At 36.9% G+C, this 26,197-nt stretch carries 22 protein-coding genes; 14 read left to right on the forward strand and 8 right to left on the reverse strand.

Annotation, left to right across the window (positions count from 1 at the left end; genetic code table 11):
• Positions 1 to 10: 10 nt before the first annotated feature.
• A complete protein-coding gene (gene murB, locus EO244_RS13315) occupies positions 11 to 1,024 on the forward strand; it encodes a UDP-N-acetylmuramate dehydrogenase (RefSeq protein ID WP_129255182.1) in 1,014 nt (337 codons plus the stop codon).
• A 91-nt stretch (positions 1,025 to 1,115) separates the two neighbouring features.
• Here murB and mltG read toward each other — a convergent pair whose 3' ends face one another.
• A complete protein-coding gene (gene mltG, locus EO244_RS13320; RefSeq protein ID WP_129255183.1) occupies positions 1,116 to 2,186 on the reverse strand; it encodes an endolytic transglycosylase MltG in 1,071 nt (356 codons plus the stop codon).
• A gap of 183 nt (positions 2,187 to 2,369) precedes the next feature.
• Here mltG and EO244_RS13325 point away from each other — a divergent pair, with 183 nt between their 5' ends.
• The gene (locus EO244_RS13325; protein WP_129255184.1) at positions 2,370 to 3,497 is read left to right on the forward strand and encodes a M14 family metallopeptidase; all 1,128 of its coding nucleotides are present in this window, start codon (positions 2,370 to 2,372) and stop codon (positions 3,495 to 3,497) included.
• A gap of 129 nt (positions 3,498 to 3,626) precedes the next feature.
• On the opposite strand, the gene EO244_RS13330 is transcribed toward EO244_RS13325, so the two are convergent.
• Entirely contained in the window at positions 3,627 to 4,976 is a 1,350-nt protein-coding gene (locus EO244_RS13330) for a sensor histidine kinase (RefSeq protein ID WP_129255185.1), read from the reverse strand.
• Entirely contained in the window at positions 4,966 to 6,336 is a 1,371-nt protein-coding gene (locus EO244_RS13335) for a sigma-54-dependent transcriptional regulator (protein WP_129255186.1), read from the reverse strand. The genes EO244_RS13330 and EO244_RS13335 overlap by 11 nt, the downstream gene beginning before the upstream one ends.
• A 175-nt stretch (positions 6,337 to 6,511) precedes the next feature.
• Between EO244_RS13335 and EO244_RS13340 the strand changes: the two genes are divergently transcribed.
• The 5 genes from EO244_RS13340 to EO244_RS13360 all read left to right on the forward strand — a co-directional run bounded on the left by EO244_RS13340 (position 6,512) and on the right by EO244_RS13360 (position 13,129).
• Positions 6,512 to 7,219: an ABC transporter ATP-binding protein gene (locus EO244_RS13340; RefSeq protein WP_129255187.1), complete on the forward strand. Its 708-nt coding sequence runs from the start codon at positions 6,512 to 6,514 to the stop codon at positions 7,217 to 7,219.
• 76 nt (positions 7,220 to 7,295) lie between these two features.
• Positions 7,296 to 8,528 (forward strand): Type 1 glutamine amidotransferase-like domain-containing protein, encoded by a 1,233-nt coding sequence (locus EO244_RS13345; RefSeq protein ID WP_129255188.1) that lies wholly within the window; start codon positions 7,296 to 7,298, stop codon positions 8,526 to 8,528.
• Positions 8,529 to 8,615: 87 nt separating this feature from the next.
• Complete coding sequence (locus EO244_RS13350) at positions 8,616 to 10,985, forward strand: ABC transporter permease (protein WP_129255189.1); 2,370 nt, start codon at positions 8,616 to 8,618, stop codon at positions 10,983 to 10,985.
• Positions 10,986 to 11,185: 200 nt separating this feature from the next.
• Positions 11,186 to 11,779 (forward strand): SHOCT domain-containing protein, encoded by a 594-nt coding sequence (locus tag EO244_RS13355; RefSeq protein ID WP_129255190.1) that lies wholly within the window; start codon positions 11,186 to 11,188, stop codon positions 11,777 to 11,779.
• 267 nt (positions 11,780 to 12,046) lie between these two features.
• Positions 12,047 to 13,129 carry a 3-oxoacyl-ACP synthase III family protein gene (locus EO244_RS13360; protein ID WP_129255191.1) on the forward strand — a complete coding sequence of 361 codons (1,083 nt, stop codon included), beginning with the start codon at positions 12,047 to 12,049 and terminating at the stop codon, positions 13,127 to 13,129.
• Positions 13,130 to 13,220: 91 nt separating this feature from the next.
• Here the strand turns inward: EO244_RS13360 and EO244_RS13365 are convergent, their stop codons facing one another.
• Entirely contained in the window at positions 13,221 to 13,916 is a 696-nt protein-coding gene (locus EO244_RS13365; RefSeq protein WP_129255192.1) for a Crp/Fnr family transcriptional regulator, read from the reverse strand.
• Positions 13,917 to 14,217: 301 nt separating this feature from the next.
• Here EO244_RS13365 and EO244_RS13370 point away from each other — a divergent pair, with 301 nt between their 5' ends.
• The 7 genes from EO244_RS13370 (at position 14,218) to nrfD (ending at position 21,726) form a co-directional block, all read left to right on the forward strand.
• The gene (locus EO244_RS13370) at positions 14,218 to 14,754 is read left to right on the forward strand and encodes a rhodanese-like domain-containing protein (protein WP_129255193.1); all 537 of its coding nucleotides are present in this window, start codon (positions 14,218 to 14,220) and stop codon (positions 14,752 to 14,754) included.
• A 49-nt stretch (positions 14,755 to 14,803) separates the two neighbouring features.
• Positions 14,804 to 15,757, forward strand: coding sequence for a rhodanese-like domain-containing protein (locus EO244_RS13375; RefSeq protein WP_129255194.1), 954 nt, complete (start codon positions 14,804 to 14,806; stop codon positions 15,755 to 15,757).
• A 154-nt stretch (positions 15,758 to 15,911) separates the two neighbouring features.
• Positions 15,912 to 16,943 (forward strand): porin, encoded by a 1,032-nt coding sequence (locus EO244_RS13380; protein ID WP_129255195.1) that lies wholly within the window; start codon positions 15,912 to 15,914, stop codon positions 16,941 to 16,943.
• A gap of 72 nt (positions 16,944 to 17,015) precedes the next feature.
• Positions 17,016 to 17,858, forward strand: coding sequence for a sulfurtransferase (locus EO244_RS13385; RefSeq protein WP_129255196.1), 843 nt, complete (start codon positions 17,016 to 17,018; stop codon positions 17,856 to 17,858).
• A gap of 78 nt (positions 17,859 to 17,936) precedes the next feature.
• Positions 17,937 to 20,174 (forward strand): molybdopterin-containing oxidoreductase family protein, encoded by a 2,238-nt coding sequence (locus EO244_RS13390; RefSeq protein ID WP_129255197.1) that lies wholly within the window; start codon positions 17,937 to 17,939, stop codon positions 20,172 to 20,174.
• Complete coding sequence (locus EO244_RS13395; protein ID WP_129255198.1) at positions 20,171 to 20,704, forward strand: 4Fe-4S dicluster domain-containing protein; 534 nt, start codon at positions 20,171 to 20,173, stop codon at positions 20,702 to 20,704. The genes EO244_RS13390 and EO244_RS13395 overlap by 4 nt, the downstream gene beginning before the upstream one ends.
• Positions 20,705 to 20,784: 80 nt before the next feature.
• Complete coding sequence (gene nrfD / locus EO244_RS13400; protein ID WP_129255199.1) at positions 20,785 to 21,726, forward strand: NrfD/PsrC family molybdoenzyme membrane anchor subunit; 942 nt, start codon at positions 20,785 to 20,787, stop codon at positions 21,724 to 21,726.
• A 115-nt stretch (positions 21,727 to 21,841) separates the two neighbouring features.
• Here the strand turns inward: nrfD and EO244_RS13405 are convergent, their stop codons facing one another.
• From EO244_RS13405 to EO244_RS13420, 4 genes are all read right to left on the reverse strand, one after another.
• Positions 21,842 to 22,804 carry a TRM11 family SAM-dependent methyltransferase gene (locus tag EO244_RS13405; protein ID WP_129255200.1) on the reverse strand — a complete coding sequence of 321 codons (963 nt, stop codon included), beginning with the start codon at positions 22,802 to 22,804 and terminating at the stop codon, positions 21,842 to 21,844.
• A 147-nt stretch (positions 22,805 to 22,951) separates the two neighbouring features.
• Positions 22,952 to 23,368, reverse strand: a complete 417-nt coding sequence (locus EO244_RS13410) for a hypothetical protein (RefSeq protein WP_129255201.1) — start codon at positions 23,366 to 23,368, stop codon at positions 22,952 to 22,954.
• An 843-nt stretch (positions 23,369 to 24,211) separates the two neighbouring features.
• Complete coding sequence (locus tag EO244_RS13415; protein WP_129255202.1) at positions 24,212 to 25,258, reverse strand: nucleoid-associated protein; 1,047 nt, start codon at positions 25,256 to 25,258, stop codon at positions 24,212 to 24,214.
• 131 nt (positions 25,259 to 25,389) lie between these two features.
• A complete protein-coding gene (locus tag EO244_RS13420) occupies positions 25,390 to 26,181 on the reverse strand; it encodes a toxin-antitoxin system YwqK family antitoxin (RefSeq protein WP_129255203.1) in 792 nt (263 codons plus the stop codon).
• Positions 26,182 to 26,197: the final 16 nt, after the last annotated feature.

A 26,197-nucleotide genomic window follows, 5' to 3' on the forward strand; every position in this document is an offset into this window, starting at 1 on the left:
AAAACGATACATGGCTATCCTACACAAAAACTACTCTTTAAAAGCTTATAATACCTTTGGTATTGATGCCAAAGCCAATTACTTTTTTCAATTCGATACCGTTGACGAAATTCAGTCTTTTTTAAATGACAACACACTTGAAAACGTCAATTACCTGATTCTTGGCGGAGGTAGCAACCTCCTGTTTACAGATGATTATGACGGTTTAGTTCTGCACCCGAATATCAAGGGCATCAAAATTATCGAAGAAAATGATGATTCGGTTTTAGTTAAAGCAGGTGCCAACGAAGATTGGGACGAATTTGTAGCCTGGGCAGTTGAAAACAATTATGGTGGAATCGAAAACTTATCGAATATTCCCGGGGTTGTTGGTGCAGTACCCGTTCAAAACATTGGTGCTTACGGCGTAGAAGCTTGCCATGTAGTTGAAAAATTGGATGCCATATCGATAGAAAGTAAAAAACAAGTTGAATTTCAAAACTTTCATTGTGAATTCGACTATCGCGACTCTATATTTAAAAAGGAATACAAGAACCTTTTCATCATCACCCATGTCTATTTCCGATTAACTAAAAAGCCAGAGTTTAATTTAGAATATGGGGCTATTAAAAAGGAGCTGGAGAACTACAATGAGGTCAATCTTAAAAATATACGGGAAGTCATCATCAAAATCAGAGAATCGAAATTACCCGATCCTGAAGTGATTGGTAACGCAGGTTCATTTTTCAAGAATCCAATTGTTGAAACTCGATTTGCAGAGAAATTGTTAGCTAAATATCCTAATTGCCCAAATTACGAAGTGGATAACAAAAACACCAAGCTTGCTGCAGGCTGGTTAATTGAACAATGCGGCTGGAAAGGCAAACAAGTTGGACAGGCAGGTGTGCACAAAGATCAGGCTCTTGTTCTGGTAAACCTGGGCAATGCTAAAGGCTACGAAGTTCTTCGACTTGCCAACGACATCAAGAAATCAGTTTTGATCAAATTTGGTGTTAAATTAGAGATGGAAGTCAACGCAATTTAAGTTGATTAATAAAAGACAAAAAAAGAGTGATTATTACAAATCACTCTTTTTTTTGCCCTTAGGCTCTTTTGACTTTTTAGACTTTCAAACCTTATCTGAAAATTCTCTCCTTATTCAAGGCGCGTTGGTATTTCTCAGCATTCTTATTATGCTCTCTCAGACTACGGGCAAAAACATGGTAACCATTAAACTCCGGACTGGCGCAAAAATAAATATACTTGTGTTTTTCAAAATTTAAAACAGCCTCAATGCCCGCAATAGAAGCCTGTCGAATGGGCCCTGGAGGCAAACCTGCATACTTGTATGTATTGTAAGGTGACTTAATCGCCTTATGCTTATTAAGCACACGACGCATACTAAAATCACCCCAGGCAAACTTAAGAGTCGGATCGGCATCCAATTTTATACCTCTTTTCAATCGATTCAAATACACTCCGGCAACCCGTGCTTTCTCATCATTTTTTGTGGTTTCTTCATCAACAATAGAAGCCAGTGTACTGATTTGTATTGGGTTCAAATTCAGATCCGAGGCCTTTTTCATACGATCTACATTCCAAAACTTCACATATTCCTGATACATCCGTTCTGTAAACGACTTGGCCGTCATATTCCAATAAACCTGGTACGAATTTGGTATGAAAAGCCCAATAACCGTTTCCGGCTTAAAACCATAAGGCTTAATATTAGCCTCATCCTTCAGAAAATTCAAAATACTCAACGAATCGGCTTCGATCTGTTTCCCGATTTTCCCGGCAAACTCTTCCAAAGTTCTCGTATTATTAAACGTTAAGTTAACAGGTGCTTGATGTCCTGATCGTAAAAGATTAACCAAATCATTATTACTAATTCTGTTTTCAATTCGATATCTTCCAGCTTTCACAGATTCGCCGTAATGCTTCTTTTCCATCACCCACTTCAATGATGCCAGATTAACAACACTCTTGCTCTCTTCAAAGATATGAATCACCGTTTCCATATCTGCCCCCGATGGTATATGAATAAACAGTTCCGTTTTCTCCCCCAAATCAATATTAGATGAAAAAATATTACGGTAGTATTTTATTAAAACAGTTCCAGCAACAACGAATAAAATAAAAATCGCATAAAGTGCATATTTTAGCTTTTTCGACTGAAGCTCCTCAAGTCTAAATAGATTGATCATATTTTTTTGTTTACAGGTCCTCTCTTTACCCACAAATTTATACAAATAATTAAGTTTATCAACACCTCTGTCGATTTCTGCAAGACAGATTCCCTGTAGAAATAAAGACAAACAATAGGTCAGAGTTTTCAAATAAATTATCTTTGGTTACCGATATAAAAACGACAACAAAAAACACATAATATGAAAATCAACTCCAATTTTGATAGTGGTAATATCAAGGTGATCGATTGCAGTAAGGCTACAGATATTCAACTCGAAATCAATAAAGATACCCATTCCGATTTCTTCCAGTGGTTTCATTTCCGTTTGCAAGGCGCACAAAATCAAACCTGTAAAATGCGAATCATAAACGCTTCTGAAGCTTCATATCCTGAAGGCTACGAGGGCTATTATGCAGCAGCATCGTACGATAAAGAAACTTGGTTTAGAGTACCCAGTACCTATGATGGCAAAGAATTGGTAATTGAACACACACCCGAGTTCAACTCTGTGTTTTACGCCTACTTTGCTCCATATAGCTACGAACAGCATCTTAATTTGGTTCACAATGCACAACTATCACCTGAGTGCGAACTCGTCTCAATAGGCGAAACCATTCAAGGTCGCGATATCGACATGCTGATTGTTGGTGAAGATGCACCCGAAAAGAAAAAAATCTGGGTGATCGCACGTCAGCATCCTGGTGAATCAATGGCCGAATGGTTTATGGAGGGTATGATTGGAAAGCTGCTTGACGAAGACGACGCTGTTTCGAGAACCCTATTAAGCAAAGCGGTGTTCTACATTGTTCCGAATATGAATATCGATGGTAGTATTCTGGGTAATTTAAGATCGAATGCTGCGGGTGCCAACCTAAATCGTGAATGGGCCGAGCCAAAATTGGATTTCAGTCCTGAAGTTTATCATGTGCGTAACATGATGGACCAATACGGTTGTGATTTAAATATCGATGTTCATGGTGACGAGGCACTACCTTACAACTTTATTTCAAGTATAGAAGGGATCCCATCTTTCGACGAAAGACTAAAAAATCTTTTAGAAAAATTCACGCAGTCGTGGATGGCCTCATGTCCTGATTTCCAAGACACTCACGGGTACCCAAAGAACGAGCCAGGGCAAGCCAACTTAGCAATCTGTTCAAAACATATTGGGGAACGATTTAAATGCTTATCTTTGACCATCGAAATGCCATTTAAGGATAATAATGATCTTCCTGATCCTGAATTTGGATGGTCTCCTGAGCGAAGTCTTTTGTTTGGAGAATCAGTTTTACATCCAATCCTACAGGTTGTTGATCAACTAAGATAATAAAGACATATACACTCTGTATATTACTCAGAAAAGGCCTCATCTACGCTTCCTGGATGTGGCCTTTTCGCTTTTTATGATTTATTCGATACCCCTATTTTCTCTAAGATCAACCCAAGCCTTTAAACACTAAAACTGTAAAATAAATTCAGTCTTGTTCTGGGGTTTTGAAGTGACCGAAATACTTCCATCGTGTAATCTCATGATTTGCCGAGCCAGATTCAAACCAATACCTGACCCTTTTTCTTTTGTCGTAAAAAATGGTGTAAATATATTGTTCATTATATCATCGGGTATGCCTACTCCATTATCCATAATCTTGATACAACTCACCGGATTCGATTCATCAACAGATAATTTGATCTGTTTGAATGCCATCCCTTCAAGAGCATGAATTGAATTTCGAACCAAATTAATAAGTACTTGTGTTATCAACTTCTCATCTGCAATCAGTTCTTGTGCCTCGTCATTCACAGACACTGTAAACTCAATACCTTCCAATTGACATTCCTCACGAAACAACATTTCGATATGCTCGAACAATTTAACAACAGAAAACAATTCAAAACGAGCATTAGGCAACTGAGTTAAGTTTTTATATTCATCAACAAAAGAAATGAGTCCCTTACTGCGTTTTCGAATTGTTTTTAAACCCAATAAACTATTCGAGATGACTTCTTCACTCATTGAAGATTGAGAATCTCGCACATCATTTCGTTCATACAAATCAATTAAGCTGCTAGAAAGTAAAGAAATCGGGCTTACCGAGTTTATAATTTCATGTGTGAAAACACGAATTAATTTATTCATGGCTTCCATTTCGCCTTTATCAATTTCGCTTTTGATATCCTGAAAAGAAATTAATTTCATTGATTCGTTTTCCAATCGAAAATCAACGGCTTTTATGGCCAATTTTAAAAGCCTATTTTCTATCAAATAGTTTTGTAAATTCTGTTTTTCTGTCTTCAGTTGAACTAAAAAGTCAGGGAAGCCATTCTCCAGACAAGATAGCTCCGAAATATTCTGAAAATCATCAAGTCTAAAAAGATCTTTGAAAGCCTTATTACACAAGCGAACATTTCCCATACCATCGAAGGCCAACAAACCAATACCAACCAATTGTATGGTATGCTGAAAAAAAACAAAATCCTTTTCTTTTTCTATTTTAACCTTTCCAAATGCATGAATGATTTGATTGAAGCTTTTATGTATGTTTCTAAAAGCCTTATCCTCTTTTTGCTGATTAAATACCAGCGTTGAATCCTGATATTGAAAGGCATTGAAGAACTTTGATAAATCGCGATTGGTTTTATTTATATAATAAATCAGGTAAATAATTTGTATAATCCATAAAGCTACAAGACTGTAAGTTGTAACGAGCATATACATCTTGGAACGTACGTATAAAAACAGCAAAGGCGTGATTGATAACAAAATAACTTGAATAATAATCGATATGTAGAATCTTTTATAAATCATATTTTTTTATTTTGTCATATAAGGTAGATCGGTTGATTCCAAGTTCCTTTGCAGCCAAACTCATATTGCCTCCTGTATGCTTAATTGCCTGTTCTATCAAAAGCTTCTCATTCTCTGTTAAGTTGAAACTGTCTGTTTTTCGCTTTGTACTCATAGCTCCCTCTCCTAGTAAAATATCAGAAGCTGTTAATTTCTCAGTATTAGACAGAATCACCGATTTCTCAATAATGTGTTGAAATTCCCTAATGTTTCCTGGCCAGGTATATTGTGTCAATTTCTTTATTGCTGATTTCTCAAAATGCACGATCTTCTTTTTGTATAAGTCAGCATACTTTTGAAGAAAAAAATCTGCCAATTCAGGAATATCCTCTATCCTTTCACGCAAAGGCGGCAAGGTTATCGCAATGGTATTCAAACGATAGAGTAAATCTTCGCGAAAAGTACCTTTAGCAACCATTTCAAATAAATCACTATTAGTTGCAGCAACAATACGCACATCAACATCGACAGATGAATTCCCGCCAAGTGGCACAATTTGTTTATTTTGAATGGCGGTTAACAACTTTGTTTGCAAATGCATAGGCACATTACCAATTTCATCTAAAAATAAAGTTCCACCAGATGCCAATTCAAATCGTCCCATACGATCTTCTTTTGCATCGGTAAAAGCACCTTTTTTATAACCAAATAATTCACTTTCGAACAGACTCTCGCTTAGAGCACCCAAATCCAGATGCACAAACACCTGATCTGATCGATCAGACAGCAAATGAATTTCCCGGGCAATCAATTCTTTTCCCGTTCCATTTTCGCCCACAAGTAAAATATTTGCTTCGGTTTTTGCCACCTTATCAAGGGTTCTAAACACCTCTTTCATAGCATCTGACTTCCCTCTAACAAACTGACTATTTTTATTTATATGATGATTAATTTGTTTTTGTTTTTCCTTTAAACCCCTTATTTCGAGTTTAGATATTCGCAATTTATAAGCAGCTAAAAGAGTCGATAAAATCTTATTTTCATCCCATGATTTTTGAACAAAGTCAACAGCTCCTTCTTTCATTGCTTTTACTGCCAACTCAACATCCCCATAAGCTGTAATCAGAACAACACAGGCATTCGAATCGAACTCCATAATTCGTTTCAACCAATACAGCCCCTCATTGCCCGAATTTACACCAGCTTTAAAATTCATATCCAGCATGTAAACATCATACACCTCACCCTCTAGCTTCGATAACATCTGATTGGGATTCCTTATAGTATCAATTTTCGAAAAGTGTCTATTGAGATACAACTTAAATGCAAAAAGAAGCTCCTCGTTATCATCTATTATTAAAAGTTTTCCTTTTCCAGACATCAATAATCAATTAAAATTCTGTGGAAAAGTAATCATATTGTTGTAATTACCGACAGCTTGTGTTGGATATTCCAACACTAAAACATAAAACAAAATCATAACAAACTGTTCTACAAACTACTTAACACTATGGCATAGAATCTGCTTAAACTATAGAAACATAAAAAAAACTAAAATGATAGTTATAAAAGATCTAAGCAAAGTATTCAGAACTGAACAACTTGAGACCTCAGCCTTAAACAAAGTGAATATCCACATAAAAAAAGGTGAATTTGTTACCATAATGGGACCTTCAGGCTGTGGTAAATCCACCCTATTAAATTTGATTGGTTTGCTGGATAAGCCCACTGAAGGGAAATACATTTTCAACGGTATCGACATTTCTAAAGAAAATGAGAAAAACCTCACACAATACAGGAAAGGTAATATTGGTTTTATATTTCAAAGCTTTAACCTGATAGATGAACTAAATGTCTTTGAAAACGTAGAACTGCCCTTGGTGTATATGGGGATTTCGGCTTCAAAAAGAAAAATTGAAGTCGATAAAGTACTCAACCGAATGAATATCTCACATAGGGCAAAGCACTATCCGCAACAACTTTCGGGAGGACAGCAACAAAGAGTTGCCATAGCAAGAGCTGTTGTTTCTCAACCCAAACTCATTCTGGCCGATGAACCCACCGGAAATCTGGATTCGAAAAACGGAGCTGAAGTCATGCAACTGCTCTATGAGTTGAATATGGAAGGGACCACCATTTTAATGGTAACGCACTCGCTAAAAGACTCGGAATATGCAGAGCGAATCATTCAATTATACGATGGCAAAATTGTATCTGAAAACAATAAAATATCGCAAAATAGAGAGGCTATAGCCCTCAACTAGTAAAATATCTAGCAATCTTATTACATTTATTTGCCCAAACTCTATTGGGCAAAGAACTCAATTAGAGATTTAACAAATGAAGAAAACACTATTCTTTTTTATACTGGCAAGTATTTGTCAAATTACCTTTTCACAAAATAATACTAATTCCAAAATAGCAGAACAGACCATCTTTGTTTATGGCGGGAATAAAAACCTAAAATTCACACAATATATTGCTGATTTAACCCAAAAGTCAAACCCTAAAATTTGCTTTTTGCCTACTGCTAGTGCAGATAATGAAAGCAATATTAAAAGCTGGAATCACTACTGTAAAAAACTGGGTTTAAAATCTTATGTCCTGAGAGTTTGGGTAGCATCGAATAAAGACAATAAATCTTTTGAAGATATCTTGCTCAATATGGATGCAATTGTTGTTGGCGGGGGAAACACGTTGAATATGCTGGGTATTTGGAGAGCTCAAGGTATCGATACACTCTTACAGAAAGCACTTAATAAAGGAATAATCCTATCGGGTGGTAGTGCCGGATCACTTTGTTGGTTTGATTCAGGAATTAGCGATTCTCGTCCCGTAAACTTATCTGTAATAAACGGCATGTCATTTCTTCCCTTTAGTCATTGTCCTCATTATTCTGACAAGCGAAAAAAAGAAATTTATAACGAACAAATAAAAAACAAGACCATAGGTGCCGGTTATGCTTGCGATGATAAATCAGGTATTCTGTTTAGAAATGGAAAGTATATCGAAACAGTCAGTCTGAATGACATTAACCATTCGTATTACGTTTCTTTAAACAAGAATATTGTGCAGTCATCGAAACTGCCAAGTAGAATATTGGTAAATAAGGATGCATTATCAGTAAAAGACTATCAAACAATAGATATTAACAAAAAGGTGAAAGAATATGCCGAAATCAATAATCAAGATAGTCCTTTAAATGCGTTTATTTCCTTCAGATATATTAAAGCCAATGGACAGCAATCAAAATATAAAGCATTGACGTGTTCATTTCTACAAAAAAGTTCTAAAGATGCTATACCTGATATAGAAGTAGATGTAAAGACTCGAGACAAAGAAATGAATACTATTGTGAATAAAGTATTTATTTATAATGATTTGATTGCAGGGGTTGTAAGTCAAATGTCAGATCGTGATTATTATTTATGGTTTTTTTACAAAGAAGATGGTAAATGGTTGAATGCCGGCGAATATCTTGGTGGAGCAACAAAATTAGAATCTGAAATTACTTTTAGAGAAGAAGTTAAGATGCATTTAAAACGAATTAAAAAAACAACCCCAAACCGCTAACACTAGTTAAATTATCATGGGCGGTTTGATAAGGTAATTCTTTGAAATCGCGTAAAAAAAACTTCACAAAACAAATAAAACAACACTATGTTTCTATACAAACTCAAACTCTCCTTTCGAAGTCTGGCAAAGGACAAACTCAATTCCATCATCAATATCTTTGGGCTTGCTGTTGGTATGGCCGCAGTAATACTCATTTCCATATACGTTCAGCACGAACTAAGCTACGATAAGTTTAATACAAAGCATGAACGAATTTATCATCTTATATCACTACTTAGCGATGCGGGTGATGACTTGCAACCCCTTGAAATTTGTAAACGTTTAACTCCTGAAAATTTTGCTAACGCAATACCCGAAATTGAAGAGATTACGCAACTCTATAGAGGATATACACAAAATGTAACAATAGGAGATCAACATTTCACAGGAATCCGCTGTCATTATGTCGACACAAACTTCCACAAGATATTTACACTGGAACCTATTGCCGGAGAATCAATCAACTTATTTTCGAACCCCAATGGTGTTGTGATGAATGCCACAACTGCAAAAAAACTCTTTGGAACCATTAATGCGGGTGGTAAAGAATTCAAAATGTTTGGCAGATTATTAAACGTAAATACAGTTGTAAAAGACCTTCCTCTCACTTCTCATTACGATTTTGATATTCTTTTACCTTTTTCTGGTTTTTCAGGTCATGCAAATTTCAAAAGTATAGAATATCACACGTACGTTTTACTTAAACAAGGAGTTGATGAGCCTGCAATAATTAAAAAGATTGAGAATAGTTATTCCCAACTGCTTGATGATGCTTATGGACAATATGGAGAAAAAACCGGATCTTACTTACAAAAATTAACTGATATTCATTTAAAGTCAGACTATAGTCCTAGTCTGAAACCTGCTGGTGATATAAAGGCAATTTATGTCCATATTCTACTAGCTCTATTGATATTAGCCATAGCCATTGTTAATTTTGTCAACATAACCACTGCCCGTTATGATGATAAACTAAACCAAATAGGCATTAAAAAAGCCATTGGTGCTGAGCGAAGCGATTTGATTAGAGACTTTTTAGGGCGCACCCTATTAATGTCAATAATAGCACTCTTATTTGGTGTTATTATAGCCGAAATATTGCTCTCTTCCTTCGGAGATTTAATGAACCGAACATTAAGTATTGAATATTTATCAAACCCAATACTCTACTACGGACTTCCATCTATGACACTTATTGTGGGTTTACTTTCAGGCTTGTACCCTGCCCTTACCATTACTCGATACAATCCAGCTACCATTATTAAAGGCAATCTGCAAACTGGTAAAGGCAAAAATTTACTGTCTCGAATCCTGTTAATTTTTCAATTTTCGACTTCTATTGTTTTGATTTCTGTTGTCATTATCACACAGCAACAAATCAACTATATGAAAAAAACAGATTTAGGCTTCGAACCTGAACATGTTATTGCAATAAATAACCTTAGTGGCTCACAAAAACAAGGCTATTCCACCATTAAACAAGAACTCTTAAAACTACCTGAAATAAGCTCGGTTAGTGCAAGTCATCACCTTCCCGGAGGTGGTGCAAGTGGCCAAATATTTCGCCTTTACGGTAGCGATGCTAAAACCACGAAAAAATTTGATGAATATCGTGTCAAACCCGATTATTTTAAAACTTTGAAGATACAAATCATAGAAGGGAAAGCATTTGATGAAAGTCAAGTTGAAAATTGCAGAGGAATCATCTTAAACGAAACTGCCGTAAAAAATCTTGAAATTGATAATCCTTTAGGCAAATTAGTTTGGTTTCATGAAGCAAAATATGAAATTCAAGCAGTTGTTAAAGATTTCCATTATGCCTCCTTACACGAAAAAATTTCCCCATTAATGTTCACTTGCTTCAAACACAATGGAAATATCAACTTTGTATTACTTAAGGTAAAAACCAATGATATAAACGGTATATTATCGAAAGTAAAAGAGATTTTCAAAAATATTGATCCTTCAAGAACAAATTACCACCTATTTATCGATGATATCTGTCGTGATCGCTATCAGCTGGAAGAAAGGTCACAAGCACTCACAAGCTACTCGTCTGTGCTCTCCATTTTATTAGCACTACTTGGCCTATATGCTCTGACACTATTTATCGTGCAAAAACGTACCAAAGAGATTGGTATTCGAAAAGTCAGCGGTGCAAGTGCATTACGAATAACAACATTATTCTTCGCTACTTTTGCAAAATGGCTAGCACTTGCCTTTGTTATATCCATCCCAATATCGTGGTATATAATGAATCGATGGCTGGAACAATTTGCTTACAAAACACAAATCGGTGTCTTTCCTTTTCTATTTTCAGGCCTACTAATCGCACTGTTTGCTTTACTCGTTGTTGGTGTACAAACCTGGAAGGCTGCCAACCAGAATCCTGTAGATTCGTTGCGAAGTGAGTAATTATACCAATACTTTAAATTTATATTTAAATAAAAACCTTAGAAATTTATCTAAGGTTTTTACTTCCTGGATGTGGCCTTTTCGCTTTCTATCCCTTCCTATTCCATTCTGCCACTTAAATATTATAAAACATAAAATCACTCATCGATTTTTCTTATGTTTGAATTTATTTTAATCAAACACCATTTAAAGTAAGCATAATGATCAGCACTTTACTCAAATTAAAAACAAAGCTCGGTTTCTTATTTATCTCGAGTATTCTCTTATCCAGCTGCGGCGTTATCATTGGGGGTAGCAAATATTACGCGCACGTAACCGTTGAAAACCATCCTAAAGCCGTTATTTCATACGATGGTAAAACAAAAGGAGTTGGTGAAGCAGACTTTTTAGCTCCCAGAAGCTATGCGGATTCGTTTTCCATTTCAGTAAAAGAACCCGGCTGTGATGAACAAATTTTCGATTTTACTAAAAAAAGTTTTCGTGGATGGGCTCTAGCCGGAACTCTGGTAACCTGGACAGGAACAATAAGTGGTATACCTGTTCCTTGGGGTTTAATTGTAGATACTGCATCAGGCTCATTATGGAAACCCAACGTTCTCGAAGATGGAGTATCGAAAATCGATTATAAAAACTTTCACTACAGCCTCAACTACACAGGTTGCCCAGATGATTACAATGGACCTATTATAAAAACAAAAGCAGAAAGACTAACTGAACTAAAAAGACTACTGGATGAAGGCATTTTAACTCTAGAAGAATTTAATGCCGAGAAAAAGAAAATTCTATCCGAATAAGATGTTTTTGATGTTTTTTGAACCATTATCTCAGTTGCAATGTCAACTGGGATAATGTTCAAAACAAATGAACATTCCTACCTCTAAATCATTAATTCCATCCAATTCAAACAAATCTCTTTTTCACAGTCTAAAAATTCAATTTATTCATTATTATAATTAAAAAGATTTCGCTAATATTAAGGTATTAAACTGGACTTAAAAAGCTTGTGCATCTCACATACACCTTCCTAGGTCAAGTCGTTTACCCCCTAAAAAAATTAAAATATGATTAGCAAAATCTACACGATTATTAAAGGAACAGGAAAATACATTCCCCACCTTCGAGTAAAAAATGAAGATTTCCTCAACAATACGTTTTATGATACTTACGGAAAAAAAGGTGAGAAATCGAATCAGGAAATAACCGAGAAGTTTGAAGAGATTACCACCATTACTGAGAGACGACATGTTTCGAAAGATTTAGTCACTTCTGATATTGCTTTTTTTGCTGCTGAAGATGCCATAATCAGTTCGAAAATTGATAAAGAAAAATTGGATTATATTATCGTCGCTCACAACTTTGGTGACGTGAAACACGATAACAGAAAGTCTGACCTTGTTCCCAGTTTGGCTGCACGTGTCAAGCATAAACTAAAAATTCAAAACCCAAACTGCATTGCTTACGATTTACCTTTTGGCTGTCCGGGCTGGTTACAAGCGACCATTCAGGCTGATTATTACATTAAATCAGGCGATGCCAAACAAATACTGGTCATAGGGGCCGATGTTTTATCTCGTATTTCCGATCCACACGATAGAGACAGCATGCTATATGCCGATGGTGCAGGCGCTGTTATTTTAGAAGGAAAGGAAAGTGATACACCTATTGGTATATTAGCTCATACGACTCGATCAGATACCTATCAGTTTTCAGAAATGTTGTATATGGATACCTCCTTCAATCCCGATAGTGAGCATAAGGATGCCTTATTTTTAAAAATGAATGGGCGTAAATTATACCAATACGCATTGACAACTGTTCCCCAGGCTATTCAAGCCTGTCTTGAGAAAAGCAAAACGCCGCTAAGTGAAATCAAAAAAGTCTTAATTCATCAAGCCAATGGAAAAATGGATGATGCCATCTTAAAACGCTTATACGCCCTTTATGATATAAAGGAATTACCCAAAGACATCATGCCCATGACCATATCGTGGTTGGGGAACTCTTCGGTTGCAACGGTGCCAACCCTGCTGGATTTGATATTAAAAGATGAGCTGAAACCTCACAAAATTAATGCAGGCGACAGTATTGTTTTTGCATCAGTGGGTGCTGGAATGAATATCAATGCCATGGTTTATAAAATGTAATTTGCTCTATTATCAATATAAAATGGCGGCTTATTACCTTAATTAGGTTATAAGCCGCCATTTTTATTTATAAGTCGTTTAAAATCTCAATCTAGCCATTCTCACAAATCATTTCCAGTCTTTTCCGATCTGATATTTCTATTGTTTTTCCATCCACAATAATCAATTTGTCTTCCTTAAATTCTTTAATCACACGAGACAAACTCTCAACCGACAAAACAGTCAATTCGGCCAGATCTTTTCTAGATAAAGCTAAGTTAAAGCGAGGACTCTCATATATTCTATTGGATAGACAAAGTAGTATTTCTGCTAACCTTCCACTAGATTGCTTTTGAGTTAAACAAAATAGGCGACTGTAAGACCGAATTGTATTCTCGTTCAAACGAGCTATCAATTTAGCCGCAAAGCTCGCATTAAGCTCTAACAAATTACTCAAAGCTGTCATATCGAACAAACAAACGGTTGTTTCCTCGTAGGCTACTGCTGTATAGTGGAATATATTTTTTCCAAATAAAGACTGTAATCCGATAAGATATCCATCCTTTTCAATGGTCAAAATAATGTTCTTCCCATTGTTGCCTTCTATATAGAGTTTTACAAATCCACTCCTAATATAGATCACATGTGAGGCTAACATTCCCTGCTTGCAGATGACTTCCCCCTTATTAAATGTCACCTCGAGGCGTCCTTCTTCAATCATTTCCAACTGAGAATCGTTCAACTCCTTAAAACATTCTGATTTGGTTAAACAATTCTTACAAGTGACTGATTTTTCTGGGATAGGCATAATATTCCGGGTTTATATTTTAGATATAGAAATCTAAATATATACAAATCTATCAAAATGAAACATGTTTTATATCAATTTTCAGCATGTAATAGATCAAGTTTTCTTACCAATTATCTCAAGTTTTTTATTGCATATTCCAAAAATCAACTTGAGCTATTCCATTACAAATCACAAGTATATCTACCAATAAAGCTCTAATATTACATTAAAGAAATTAATCGTTATTCAGCAGCTGATTTTAAAGACAAATTTATTAAGCGCATTTTCCATAAGAACTAACCCAAAACCTCAAAAGCATATGAAGACAATAAAAGTCCTTCTGTCCATCACCCTAATGACATTGATATGGGGATGCAGTATGAAGAGTATACCAGAAGAAAAAGTTTATAAAAATGTTGATGAAATGATCGCAGAAGCACGATCCTTAACATCAGATATGAGCGTTGATGACTTTCATGCATTAATGAACAGCGACTCAGCTTATATTCTTATAGATGTTCGCTTACCCGAAGAGCACAAAAAAGGTTTCATTCCGGGTTCAATTTCAATTCCACGTGGCGTAATCGAGTTTCGTATTGCCAGCGAAAAAGTTTGGGATGAAGAAGGTATGTATGTTCCTGAGAAAAACGAGATGCTTGTTTTGTATTGTAAGAAATCGAAACGAGGTGCTTTAGCTGCCCTTGCTCTTAAACAACTTGGCTATATCAATGTGAAAAATATTAATGGAGGCTGGACAGATTGGCATGCCAAATACCCGGAAATAAAAGAAGATAAAATTGAAGCTGGTGCCCAAGTCAGTGCTGCTGCTGAAGAAGAAGAATCAGGAGGCTGCTAATAACTAAAAAATACAAAACCCAAATAATAAAAACCTAAATCCTTTTACAATGAAAAAATTCACAAAATTTCTTATCATTCTGGCTTTATTGCCAATATTATTCCTTTCCTCATGTAAAGAAGATGATGCTGCAACAGGTGTTGATAATCCAGCTTTTGAAGCACTTCAAACTTACCTGGTTGATAACCAAATGGATTTAAACCAGATTATCTCAACAACTGAGAATGGTAAGTTTGCTACAACTGCAAAAGATGGCAAATATATCATCGACATTCGAAGTGCTGAAGATTTTGGTAAAGGTCATTTAGATGGTGCCGTTAACTCAAGCTTAGTAAATATTTTAGAAACAGCTAAAGCAGCAGATAAAGAGATTCTTGTTGTTTGTTATACAGGACAAACTGCAGCTAGAGCGGTTGTTGCTTTACGTTTGAGTGGTTACCCAAATGCTAAACTTCTTAAATGGGGAATGAGTAATCAAGGCAACTCAGGTCCATGGGATAGCAACATTGGTGATGCTGCTAAAGGTCATGCAAACTGGACAAATGATGCTCCTGTTAATCCATCAACTTATCCTGCTCCTGTTCTTTACACAACGGCTACTGAAGGAGCTGATATTCTTAAAGAAAGAGTTCAAGCGATGTTAGAAAATACAGCTTGGTCTATTAAAAATACCGATGTATTAGCAACTCCTTCAAACTACCAGATCAATAATTATTTCTCAGAAGGCGACTGGAATGCTTTTGGGCACTTTAAAGGCGCTCACCGTTTAAATCCTTTGACTTTAAATGGAAGCCAGGTTTTCAATCTTGATCCAAATCAAACTATCGTGACCTACTGCTACACAGGACAAACCTCAAGTATAATTACCGCTTACTTACACGTATTGGGATACGATAAAGCAAAGAGTTTATTGTACGGAATGAATGGACTACAAAACACACATAGCCAGTGGACTGATAACACAGCGATTACTGGAAACCAGTGGACTCAAGGAGGTCACTAATCTTAAAACATTTGGGAGTGATGATCACTCCCAAATGCTTTTTACTCATGATAAATCGCAGACTAATTAAAGGACTTTTTCACCTCCATCGAATATTCAACTAAGTATAGAGCTCTGAACGAATCCTCAAACTTAACTATCAATAATTGCAAACATGAAAAATATACTACTCGCTGTAATGGTCATCATGATGTTGCCAGTTGTAGCAAATGCACAAGGTTGCGAAGAACCTTCGGGTGAAGGTGTAAACGTATTCGGATTCTTCCAACCCAAGTTTGAATACAACCAAAATGAAGGAGTTGATGACAGTAATACATTTAACTTTAACAGGGCTCGTATAGGAGCTATGGGTAATATCCCTTATGATTTTAGCTACTATATGGTTCTTGAGACCAGTCCTTCAAAAAATGGTGGAACGCCTTATTTACTTGATGCTTTCGTGACCTATTCTCGTTACGATTTTGCAAGACTCTCTTTTGGTTCATTCAAATCGCCAATTTCTTTGGAATTGAATACCCCCTGTCATAAGCTTCATACCATTAACCGCTCCAGAGTTGTAGAGCAGTTAGCAACACCTGATCGCGATCGTGGTTTTATGCTTTTAGGTGGAGCAGACACAACCCTATTTCAATATAGCCTTGCTATTACAAACGGTACAGGTTTATTCCAAAATGATGACAATAAAAGAAAAGATTACGCAGCTCGTTTAGTTGCTAACCCTCATAAGAATCTAAAAATTGGTGCCAGCTATAAGTTTGGTAAAGCAACGGCTGCTGTTGACGGTATGCCTGAAGATGAAAGAACCCGATATGGAGCTGATCTTCAATACAAAAAAGGTGCTTTCATGCTACAAGCTGAATATTTGTATGCTAAGGATGTGGGATCTTATACCACTGGCGGTGGTTGCGGTGAGCCGATTGAGATACATCAAGGTGATATTAAGAGAGATGGTATGTTCGTTATGGCTATGTACCAGTTCCAAAACAAGCTTCAACCTGTTGTAAAATTTGAATTCTTCGATTCAAATAAAGACGTGGATGGTAACACAGAATACTGCACAACTTACGGTCTAAACTATTTCTTTAACGACTGGACAAAAGTTCAGGCTAACTACGTATACAGAGCCGAAAAGGAAAAAGAAATTGATAACGATATTTTCATGTTGCAAGTAACGGTTAAGTTTTAAAAACGGGATGATTGGGAGCCGAAAAGGCTCCCTTTACTTGTACTTTGTTAATCAAATTAAAAATAGATAGATATGAAAAAAGTGATATTAATGGTATTTGTTTGCTTTCTGGGCATTCAAATGTCTTTCGGACAAGATATTATTTCAGTAAAGGATTATTTAAAGATTCAAAAAGACCCTAATGTTGTTCTGATTAGTGCCAGAAAGCCTGTTGACTATGCTAAAGTTCATATTGCGGGTGCTGTCAATATAGATCATAAATCCTTATACAAAACCACTCCAAAAAGCACACTAAAATCAAGTGCTGAAATTGCAAAGATTCTTGGAGAGAAAGGGATTAGTAATACCAATACAATTGTCATTTACGATAATGGATCTGGAAAATATTCAGGTCGTATCTATTGGATCTTAAAATATTTAGGAGCCAAAGATGTCAAACTATTAGATGGGCATATGAAAGCCTGGAGAATGGCACGTAAGCCTGTAACCAAGAATCCTGCCAACAGAAAAGCAACAACATTTGCTGTAAACCTAAACAAAGCGGCAATTGCAAGTATCGATCAGGTAAAAAAAGCATCTAACAATCCTGCTTCTGTTATTATTGATGTTCGTGCAGCTGACGAATTCAGTGGTGTAAAAGAATCAAAATTACCAAAAGGTCATATTCCTTCTGCCATCAACCTTGAATTTAAAAATGTAATGAACTCTAAGTCTCAACTTAAGTCGAAAGAAGAATTACAAGCTCTTTTCACTAAAGCTGGTATCACAAAAGAAAAAGAAGTGATTCTTTACTGCGAATCAAGTGTACGTGCAGGTATTGTATATCTAGCCTTAACATCAGCTTTAAATTACCCCAATGTGAAAGTTTATGATGGTGCTTTGTTCGAATGGACAGCAAGCGAGAAAATGCAATAATAGACTTCAAATTTTAATAAATCTGTTATCCTCTAAACCATCCTGAGGATAACAGATTGAAATAAAACTATCGATCTGATGAGCAAGTCAAGAAGAGATTTTATAAAGATATCCGCATTGGGGTTCGGGGGCTTGGTTTTAGCAAATCCAATTCTGAACACCATGATTGGGCAGGTACAAGCCGGTGAGCCTATGGATGCTTCCCAATTTAAACGCGTACCTACCTATTGCGAGGTGTGTTTCTGGAAATGTGCTGGCTGGGTACATACCGATGAGAAAGGTGAACTTTGGAAAATAGAAGGTAATGAAGATGATCCGCATTGCAAGGGGCGTTTCTGCCCAAGAGGTACAGGTGGTATTGGCATGTACAATGATGAAGATCGATTGAAATCACCATTGATGCGTGTAGAAATTGATGGCAAACAAACATTCAAAGAAGTTAGCTGGGATAAGGCATTCCGCTTTATTGCTGACAAGATGAACCAGATTTCCGAAGAACATGGCCCCGAGAGTATGGCCTTATTCAAACACGGTTCCGGTGGTGCACACTTTGGAAAATTATTCAAGGCTTTTGGTTCCCGAAATATTACAGCCCCCTCCTATGCCCAATGCCGTGGTCCTCGGGAAGTTGGTTTTCATGCGACTTTTGGTGCCAACATTAACTCACCTGAGCCTGTCGATTTGGAAAACACAAAATGTCTGGTTCTGATTGGGAACCATATAGGTGAGAACATGCACAATTCTCATGTTCAGGAAATGTCTAAAGCCATTGATAAGGGCTTAAAAATAATTACGGTTGATCCTCGATTGTCAACTGCAGCCAGTAAATCGAAACATTGGCTACCCATTAAACCTGCAACCGACATCGCCCTGCTATTGGCTTGGATGCATGTTTTAATCACAGAGAAATTATACGATAAAGCTTATATCGATCAGTATGCTTACGGCTTTGAAGATCTTGAAGCTCATGTTGCTGACAAAACCCCTGAGTGGGCCGAAAAAATTACAACAATCAAGGCCGATGTGATTAGAGAAACGGCCAGAGAGATGGCTTTTAACGCACCAGCAACACTGATTCATCCTGGTCGTCATGTGACTTGGTATGGTGACGATACTCAACGCTTACGCGCGATGGCCATATTGAATGCACTTCTTGGATCCTGGGGCCGCAAAGGTGGTTTCTATTTCCCAGAGACAGCCAAAGTCCCTTCCTTCCCCCATCCAGCTTTCCCATCCGTTTCGTGGACATGGAAAGACTATCTTGATGGTAAATATGCTTTGGCAGGTTCATCAATTGCCAATGTATTCGTAGATGCAACTCATCCTGACAATACCACAGATAAGAAAATTAAAGGCTGGTTTGTTGTGGGTACAAATCTGATATCTACCATTCCTGACACCAAACGGACTTTGGAGGCAATTGACAACTTAGACCTATTTGTGGTGGTAGATACCATGCCTATGGAAATTACGGGTTATGCTGATATCATTCTTCCGGAATGTACTTATTTAGAACGTTACGATGATATTCGTGTATCGCCTAATCGAGAACCAAACATTGCTGTACGAATGCCTGCTGCCAAGCCTAAGTACTTAACCAAACCATCTGATTGGATTGTTCGTAAGTTGGCCGATAAATTAAAATTGAGTTCTTATTTCAACTATAAGTCTTATTCCGAAGTTTTGGATTGGCAGTTGAAACAGATGGGGCATTCATTGGCCGAAATGCAAGAGAAAGGAGTTATCAAATTCGAGCGCAAGCACGAGAACCTTTATCTTGAAGAGGGTGAAGAATACGAATTCGGAACGCCTACGGGAATGATTGAGCTCTATTCTACCGATTTAGAAATGGAAGGCTTCGATCCTCTTCCAAACTATACCCCACATCCTGAACCACCAGCAGGTTATTTTAGACTCAATTACGGACGTGCACCTATGCACACCTTTGGCCGTACGGCTAACAATCCAAATCTGAATGAGCTGATGAGCGAAAACAAGCTTTGGGTGAACCCTAAAATCGCTATGGCAGCTGGTATCGTAAATGATCAGGAAATCTGGCTTGAAAACCAGGATGGCATCAAATCAGAATTTCCTATCAAGGTAAGAGTTACCGAACGTATTGGCATGGATAACGTGTATATGGTTCATGGCTTTGGGAAATCGAATAAAAAACTACAGCGTTCAAATGGACGTGGTATTAGTGACTCCCAGCTCGTAACCAACGTGATGGTCGATCCGGTAATGGGTGGAACCGGTATGCGTGGGAATTTTGTGAAATTTATAATTGACAAGCCAGAAAGGGAGGAGATCTCATGAGATATGCAATGCTAATTGATACAAAAAAATGTGTGGGCTGTAGCGACTGTGTTGTGGCCTGCCAAAATGAAAATCGTGTGCCTATTGGTTATTGTCGCGATTGGGTGATCGAACATGCCAAGGGAACTTTCCCCAATGTGAGCATCGAATTGCGATCAGAACGCTGTAACCATTGTGAAAACTCACCTTGCGTGCGTTGCTGCCCTACCGGGGCCAGTCATTACGAAGAGGGTGGTCTGGTTATGGTTGATAGAGGTGCCTGTATTGGTTGTGGAGCCTGTGTTCAATCTTGTCCATACAATGCCCGATACTCTCATCCCGATGGATTCGTAGATAAATGTAGTTTCTGTAATCATCGCCTAGAGGAAGGCAAAAACCCTTCATGCGTATCCGTTTGTCCAACAAGCTGCATGTATTTTGGTGATATCGACGATGAACAATCTCAGCTTAGTCAACTTCTTAAAAACCGAACATGGAAAGTTCTTGCTCCTGAAGTGGGAACAAAACCACAGATTTATTATTTGACCTGAGCCATTAGAAACAATAAGCTTAATTGATTTTCACAAATCCTTGAGTTCAGTAAGGGACTTAAGGACTAAAAAATAGTCTTATGAACGAAGAAATATTAATTAGTGGAAGAATGAATCCCCACATAGACCCAACTTTGGGCATTTGGGGTTGGGAAATTCCTCTTTACTTATTCCTTGGAGGTTTGGCCGCTGGAATCCTATTCTTTGCTGCTCTATATTCACTATTGGGTAAAGAAAAAGAGCTTCCAACTGCAGTGAGAAAAGCGACATTCCTGGTCCCTGTTATTTTAATGGTAGGCTTAGGCGCTCTCTTTCTCGACTTGAAAAACAAGCTTTATTTCTGGCAACTCTACACCACCATTCGAATTGAATCGCCTATGTCGTGGGGTGCATGGATTCTGATGCTGATCACACCACTTTCTATGGCTTGGTGCCTGAGCTATTGGCGCGACCTGATTCCTAACTGGACCTGGCAAGTTAAATACCTCGAATGGATAGAAGAATTTGTACAAAAGTACCGTAAAGCCTTCGCCTGGACCATGATTATCTCATCTGTGATTCTGGGTATTTACACGGGTATTCTTTTATCCGCATTCAATGCGCGTCCACTTTGGAACACCTCAATTTTAGGCCCTTTATTCCTGGTTTCAGGGTTATCGACTGGTGCCGCCACCATCATGTGGCTATCCAAAGAAAAATTGGAACGCAGCCTGTTTAGCAAAATCGATTTGCTCTTGATTGGTATCGAAGTCTTCTTTATCATTCATCTGTTTATGGGATTCATGGCCAGTAATGCCGCTCAAATCGAAGCTGCTCAGTTATTTCTGGGTGGTGCTTACACCCTGCCTTTCTGGGGTGGAGTGGTTCTATTGGGTTTGGTTGTTCCTGCAATTCTCGAAGTGATGGAACTTAGAGGCAAACATATTCCTGTTGCTTTTCCAGCAATACTTATTCTTGTTGGAGGCCTGGTTTTCCGATTCATCATGGTTGAAGCCGGGCAAATCAGTCAGTACCTCTATTAGTGGTTTAGGTTAACTTCAGAGAAAAAGTCTGAAGTTTTATTGCAAATCAACCGTCTTCTTTGGTTTTACCCTGAGGAGGCGGTTTTTTTAACCATCCCCCTTAAATTCCGAATCGTTAATTCGTTACAAGCAATTCCTTCTTTTCACAAAGCCATATTTTTCTTGCGAAATTTGCCTTTCCCTTTTTACTAACGCTGCAATAATCAGACAATTTAAGCCCTGCCTTATTGATTAAGTTTGCTATATCAGAGATAGATACAATAACAAGTCGATCGGTAATTTCAGCTGCCGACTCGATAATGTGTGAAATCGTATTATCATCTGCACAGCTAAACAAATTGTATGGCAAATCGATAATACTGGCATCATACCTGTTGTCAATGTCTTTTATATCGGAGCGATACACATTGGTTGTATAGTTGAAATGAGAAAGGTTTTCTCGTGCTTGCCTGCATACCTTCCAGTTGATATCGCAGCCCTCAATCTTATTTCCGGCAAAGCAGGCTTCCAACATGATGGTACCCACCCCACAACAGGCATCAAGCAGCTTATTCTCTTTGTTTGACTTTGCTGCAATATTCACAAGGGCTTTGGCAATATTTATATTTATTGAATTGCTGTACGAATAGGTTTTTTTATTGTGTTTTTCCCAGGCAAAATCATTTTTAAGCAAAGTGCCAAAAAACCAAGTCCCTTTATAATAACACAATGCGTAAGTTATAATTGGCTTATAATAATCCGGATTGCCATCAATGCTATAGCCAATATCTCTTAACTTTTCGAGTCTCGAAGCATAGGCCGTTGTATCTCCATGCAAAACCAAATATTCAACTTTGAAACCCTCAACACATAACTTTTCCTTTTTTATTTGACTGATTAGCGAAGCATAATCCTCAGACACTAACTTAACATCCAGTCTTTTTCTAATAAAAGCACTGCTTGAAGGCTCTACCTTTACATCGGAAAAAAGCAGTTTATTCTTTTCTTCTTTATTAAAAAGACATCTCGACTCAAGCTTGCATAACTCACTTTCGGTATTGTCATAAATAAAGGCATATATATAATTGTTTGTCTGCATTTTTTCTCTTGAGATTCTTTTATTCGTTATGTTGTAACAATGAATGGCATGGTATCAATTTTTAGTAAGAGATAATCAACCTTATTTTCTTTCAGAAATAAACTGGGAAAGCGAAGCTAATCGCTTACCGGGAAGAGAAATCTTCACTCATTCTTTGTTTTTTATTCTATTAATCAACAGGCTCACAAAATATACAATAAAAAGATAAGGTATAAATATCACGAATCCGAACATGGCTTTTAAAGGCCATCCTATACCCAATGAACGACGTTGAAGACTTTTAACCCTTTCCATATTTTCCTGAGCCACATGCCTAAATCGTTCCACATCCGACATGGCATCATGATCAAAACCATAGTGCGATAAGAGAATCATCTGCGATTGATCAGCCCACCAGGCAATGAGAAACATTAAAATTCCCAAGAACAATAAACTAAGAAGGATATAGCTCAATAAATAAGCTTTATTGCCTACTCTTAGTCTTAAGGCCTTTAATAATGGAAAAGGGAAAGCAATTAACAGTCCAAGCAGTAAAAATTTCGATAGTGTCAGTAGCGTTTCCAAATCTATTATTTTTTTATAAAATATCTGCAATGAATAACTCTCTTTTGAGGGTCTCACTTATTTTGTGAGGCTCTCAATATTTTCTCATGCTTGAGTCATAGCCTGACATTTACAGCTCGCCTATAGTCAGAGCATGACAGATAATAAGATGCCACCACACGATTTTATCATGTGACTTTTAATACTTCATGAAGGAACGCGATGCAAACGCTATTATTTTTTTTACAAAATATCTGCAATGAATAACTCTCTTTTGAGGGTCTCACTTATTTTGTGAGGCTCTCAATATTTTCTCATGTTTGAGACATCCCCTGACATTCACAGCTCGCCTATAGTCAGAGCATGACAGCTAATAAGATGCCACCGCATGATTTTATCATGTGACTTTTAATACTTCATGAAGGAACGCGATGCAAACGCTATTATTTTTTTATAAAATATCTGCAATGAATAACTCTCTTTGAGGGTCTCACTTATTTTGTGAGGCTCTCAATATTTTCTCATGTTTGAGTCATACCCTGACATTTACAGCTCGCCTATAGTCAGAGCATGACAGATAATAAGATGCCACCACAAGATTTTATCATGTGACTTTTAAGTCTTCATGAAGGAACGCGATATAACCGACCGAAGGGAGCTCACAACCTGAGTGAGTGACATAGCTAATCACTCATAAAAGGATACAATTCCCATTCACGCTTTAATTAGCCATAAAATTAATTATTCCCCACAAACATCTAATCTTATTTATACAATAGTTTTTAAAATCCTTTCCAATAATTAAAAATATAAAAAAGCCAACAAAATTGCTTCTGTTGGCTTCATATAGACTGTACTTAAATTCTAGTTTTCTTCTCTAAAAAACAGCTTGTAGAAACTCATATCGCGAGCGGCGTCATAACCTTTCTCAAGAAACTTACGCTGGCCGTGAATGTAAACGTGAAAGTTTTTATCCAATTTCAAAACTTGCTTGAAGAAACGCTGCTCACCTTTTACCGCATCTTTATTGATATTAAATTCAGAATTAATATCATTATCGTGCTCACTTTGGTAGTAGCTTTTATATTCGTCAAAAGCATTCATAACTTCAGGTTGTTCAATCACTTCACGCTTAAACAAATCCTCATTAAACTCTTTTTTATCTTTAAAAAAGTTAATCGACTTATTCATCAAATCAATTTGATCGGCTTTAGCGACTTCGTTCTCATCGTTGTAAACTTCGCCAATAAATCCCTTACACATTTCAAGATAATTCTGAGTGTGATAGAAATCATCTTCACGAAGCTTCAAATTTAAAAAGTCCTCTTTCCAATAAATGGCTTCGCCATTCTTGTTGGTTTTATCAACAATACAAACCTTATAGCCATTCTCTTTTTCGGTATTGAAAATCAAACATCCTTTATCCAGCTTTTTGATATTAATACCACTCTCGCAGCCTAATTCGAAGTTTTCCTGGTTCTGATAAACCTTTAGGAAAGTATCCTTATTCTCTGATTTAAAAATCCCCAACGCATCGCAAACCTCCCCATCGACAATACAGCCCGAAAATGCTACCAAATAAAACTCACCCCCCTTAATATTGGGATGATTCGATTTATCGTAAAGGTGCATGGCAATATTCACCGATTGATCGTAAAAACTATCGTTATCTTCAAAAAATTCGGTAGCAAAGCAATACACTTCATTCATGCTCAATCCGGCTTCGTGCTGAAAATTGTAGAACTCCTCTTTGTTGAAAGCCGATAAGAAATATTTCAATAGAATATCTCTAACATCATCATCTTCCAACTGAATGCCTTGCTTTGATAGCTTCAGGGTTTCTTCGTGATGTTTGTTACCTACGTTATGAACCACAATTCGGTCCAGATTTATATCATCGAAATTAAACATGCTTATTCTTTTATTTATTCTTATTTGATTTTTTCCCGATTCTAATCATCGAAACGGGCATAAAGATACTGACTTTTATGACTGAAAAACACGCTCTATGCTTTGGTATCTAAAAAAAACGAACAGAAATTCTAGTTGGGATTTCTCACACTAACATTCGCTTTGGTTTTCAATATATAATAATTTTGATACGAAGTCTTAACAACTGCAACAATAGGAATCTCACGATTTATACTCCCTCCCTTGGGAATACTAAATTTAAAAACAGCCTTAGCTTTTTTCGTTTCCAATTCACTCATATACGAATTTACTTTTACAGGAAGAGATTTACCATTGATCAGGCTGCCAATATAAAACTGAACGTCGCTAAACTTTTTATCCAGACTCAACTCGAGGTGAAACATGCTCGATTCTCTAAGACGATTGACATGCTTAACTTGTATTTGAGGCTCTGTTTTTTGCTTCCCGGTATTGGTAAATTCTTTTAAACCCATACACATCATATCGTTTTCAAAATCCATTTCAGATTTTATCTTACCGTTTTCCCAATATTTTTTTTGAGGTCCCTGTTTCACCCCATTATCATAAGTGGTTGATCGATACAAGCGCCCACTTTTATAAAACCACTTAACTTCCCCGTGTTTTTTCCCATCCACATAAGGAATTTCATATTGTTTTTCGCCTGATTCATAAAAGGTCATGCTAATACCAACCTTCTTATTATCCTTATAATTGACAATGGATTTCAGTTTTCCACTGGGGTATTTATACCTCACTTCTCCGTTTATGTTTTTTGAATCCGTCGAACTGGAATCCACCGTAAAAGATTGCTCAACGGTATCATCTTTTTTGGAAAATTTCTCAAGGATAAAATCACATGATGATAAAATAAAAATTGATAATACAAGTAATGTTAATTTCATTTTTAGGGGCTTATAT

The organism is Ancylomarina salipaludis, assembly GCF_004122035.1.
GTDB lineage: Bacteria > Bacteroidota > Bacteroidia > Bacteroidales > Marinifilaceae > Ancylomarina > Ancylomarina salipaludis.

Coding starts and splice junctions, on each gene's coding strand:
- murB (WP_129255182.1), top strand. CDS start 11: ATGGCTATCCTACACAAAAACTACTCTTTAAAAGCTTATAATACCTTT.
- mltG (WP_129255183.1), bottom strand. CDS start 2,186: ATGATCAATCTATTTAGACTTGAGGAGCTTCAGTCGAAAAAGCTAAAA.
- EO244_RS13325 (WP_129255184.1), top strand. CDS start 2,370: ATGAAAATCAACTCCAATTTTGATAGTGGTAATATCAAGGTGATCGAT.
- EO244_RS13330 (WP_129255185.1), bottom strand. CDS start 4,976: ATGATTTATAAAAGATTCTACATATCGATTATTATTCAAGTTATTTTG.
- EO244_RS13335 (WP_129255186.1), bottom strand. CDS start 6,336: ATGTCTGGAAAAGGAAAACTTTTAATAATAGATGATAACGAGGAGCTT.
- EO244_RS13340 (WP_129255187.1), top strand. CDS start 6,512: ATGATAGTTATAAAAGATCTAAGCAAAGTATTCAGAACTGAACAACTT.
- EO244_RS13345 (WP_129255188.1), top strand. CDS start 7,296: ATGAAGAAAACACTATTCTTTTTTATACTGGCAAGTATTTGTCAAATT.
- EO244_RS13350 (WP_129255189.1), top strand. CDS start 8,616: ATGTTTCTATACAAACTCAAACTCTCCTTTCGAAGTCTGGCAAAGGAC.
- EO244_RS13355 (WP_129255190.1), top strand. CDS start 11,186: ATGATCAGCACTTTACTCAAATTAAAAACAAAGCTCGGTTTCTTATTT.
- EO244_RS13360 (WP_129255191.1), top strand. CDS start 12,047: ATGATTAGCAAAATCTACACGATTATTAAAGGAACAGGAAAATACATT.
- EO244_RS13365 (WP_129255192.1), bottom strand. CDS start 13,916: ATGCCTATCCCAGAAAAATCAGTCACTTGTAAGAATTGTTTAACCAAA.
- EO244_RS13370 (WP_129255193.1), top strand. CDS start 14,218: ATGAAGACAATAAAAGTCCTTCTGTCCATCACCCTAATGACATTGATA.
- EO244_RS13375 (WP_129255194.1), top strand. CDS start 14,804: ATGAAAAAATTCACAAAATTTCTTATCATTCTGGCTTTATTGCCAATA.
- EO244_RS13380 (WP_129255195.1), top strand. CDS start 15,912: ATGAAAAATATACTACTCGCTGTAATGGTCATCATGATGTTGCCAGTT.
- EO244_RS13385 (WP_129255196.1), top strand. CDS start 17,016: ATGAAAAAAGTGATATTAATGGTATTTGTTTGCTTTCTGGGCATTCAA.
- EO244_RS13390 (WP_129255197.1), top strand. CDS start 17,937: ATGAGCAAGTCAAGAAGAGATTTTATAAAGATATCCGCATTGGGGTTC.
- EO244_RS13395 (WP_129255198.1), top strand. CDS start 20,171: ATGAGATATGCAATGCTAATTGATACAAAAAAATGTGTGGGCTGTAGC.
- nrfD (WP_129255199.1), top strand. CDS start 20,785: ATGAACGAAGAAATATTAATTAGTGGAAGAATGAATCCCCACATAGAC.
- EO244_RS13405 (WP_129255200.1), bottom strand. CDS start 22,804: ATGCAGACAAACAATTATATATATGCCTTTATTTATGACAATACCGAA.
- EO244_RS13415 (WP_129255202.1), bottom strand. CDS start 25,258: ATGTTTAATTTCGATGATATAAATCTGGACCGAATTGTGGTTCATAAC.
- EO244_RS13420 (WP_129255203.1), bottom strand. CDS start 26,181: ATGAAATTAACATTACTTGTATTATCAATTTTTATTTTATCATCATGT.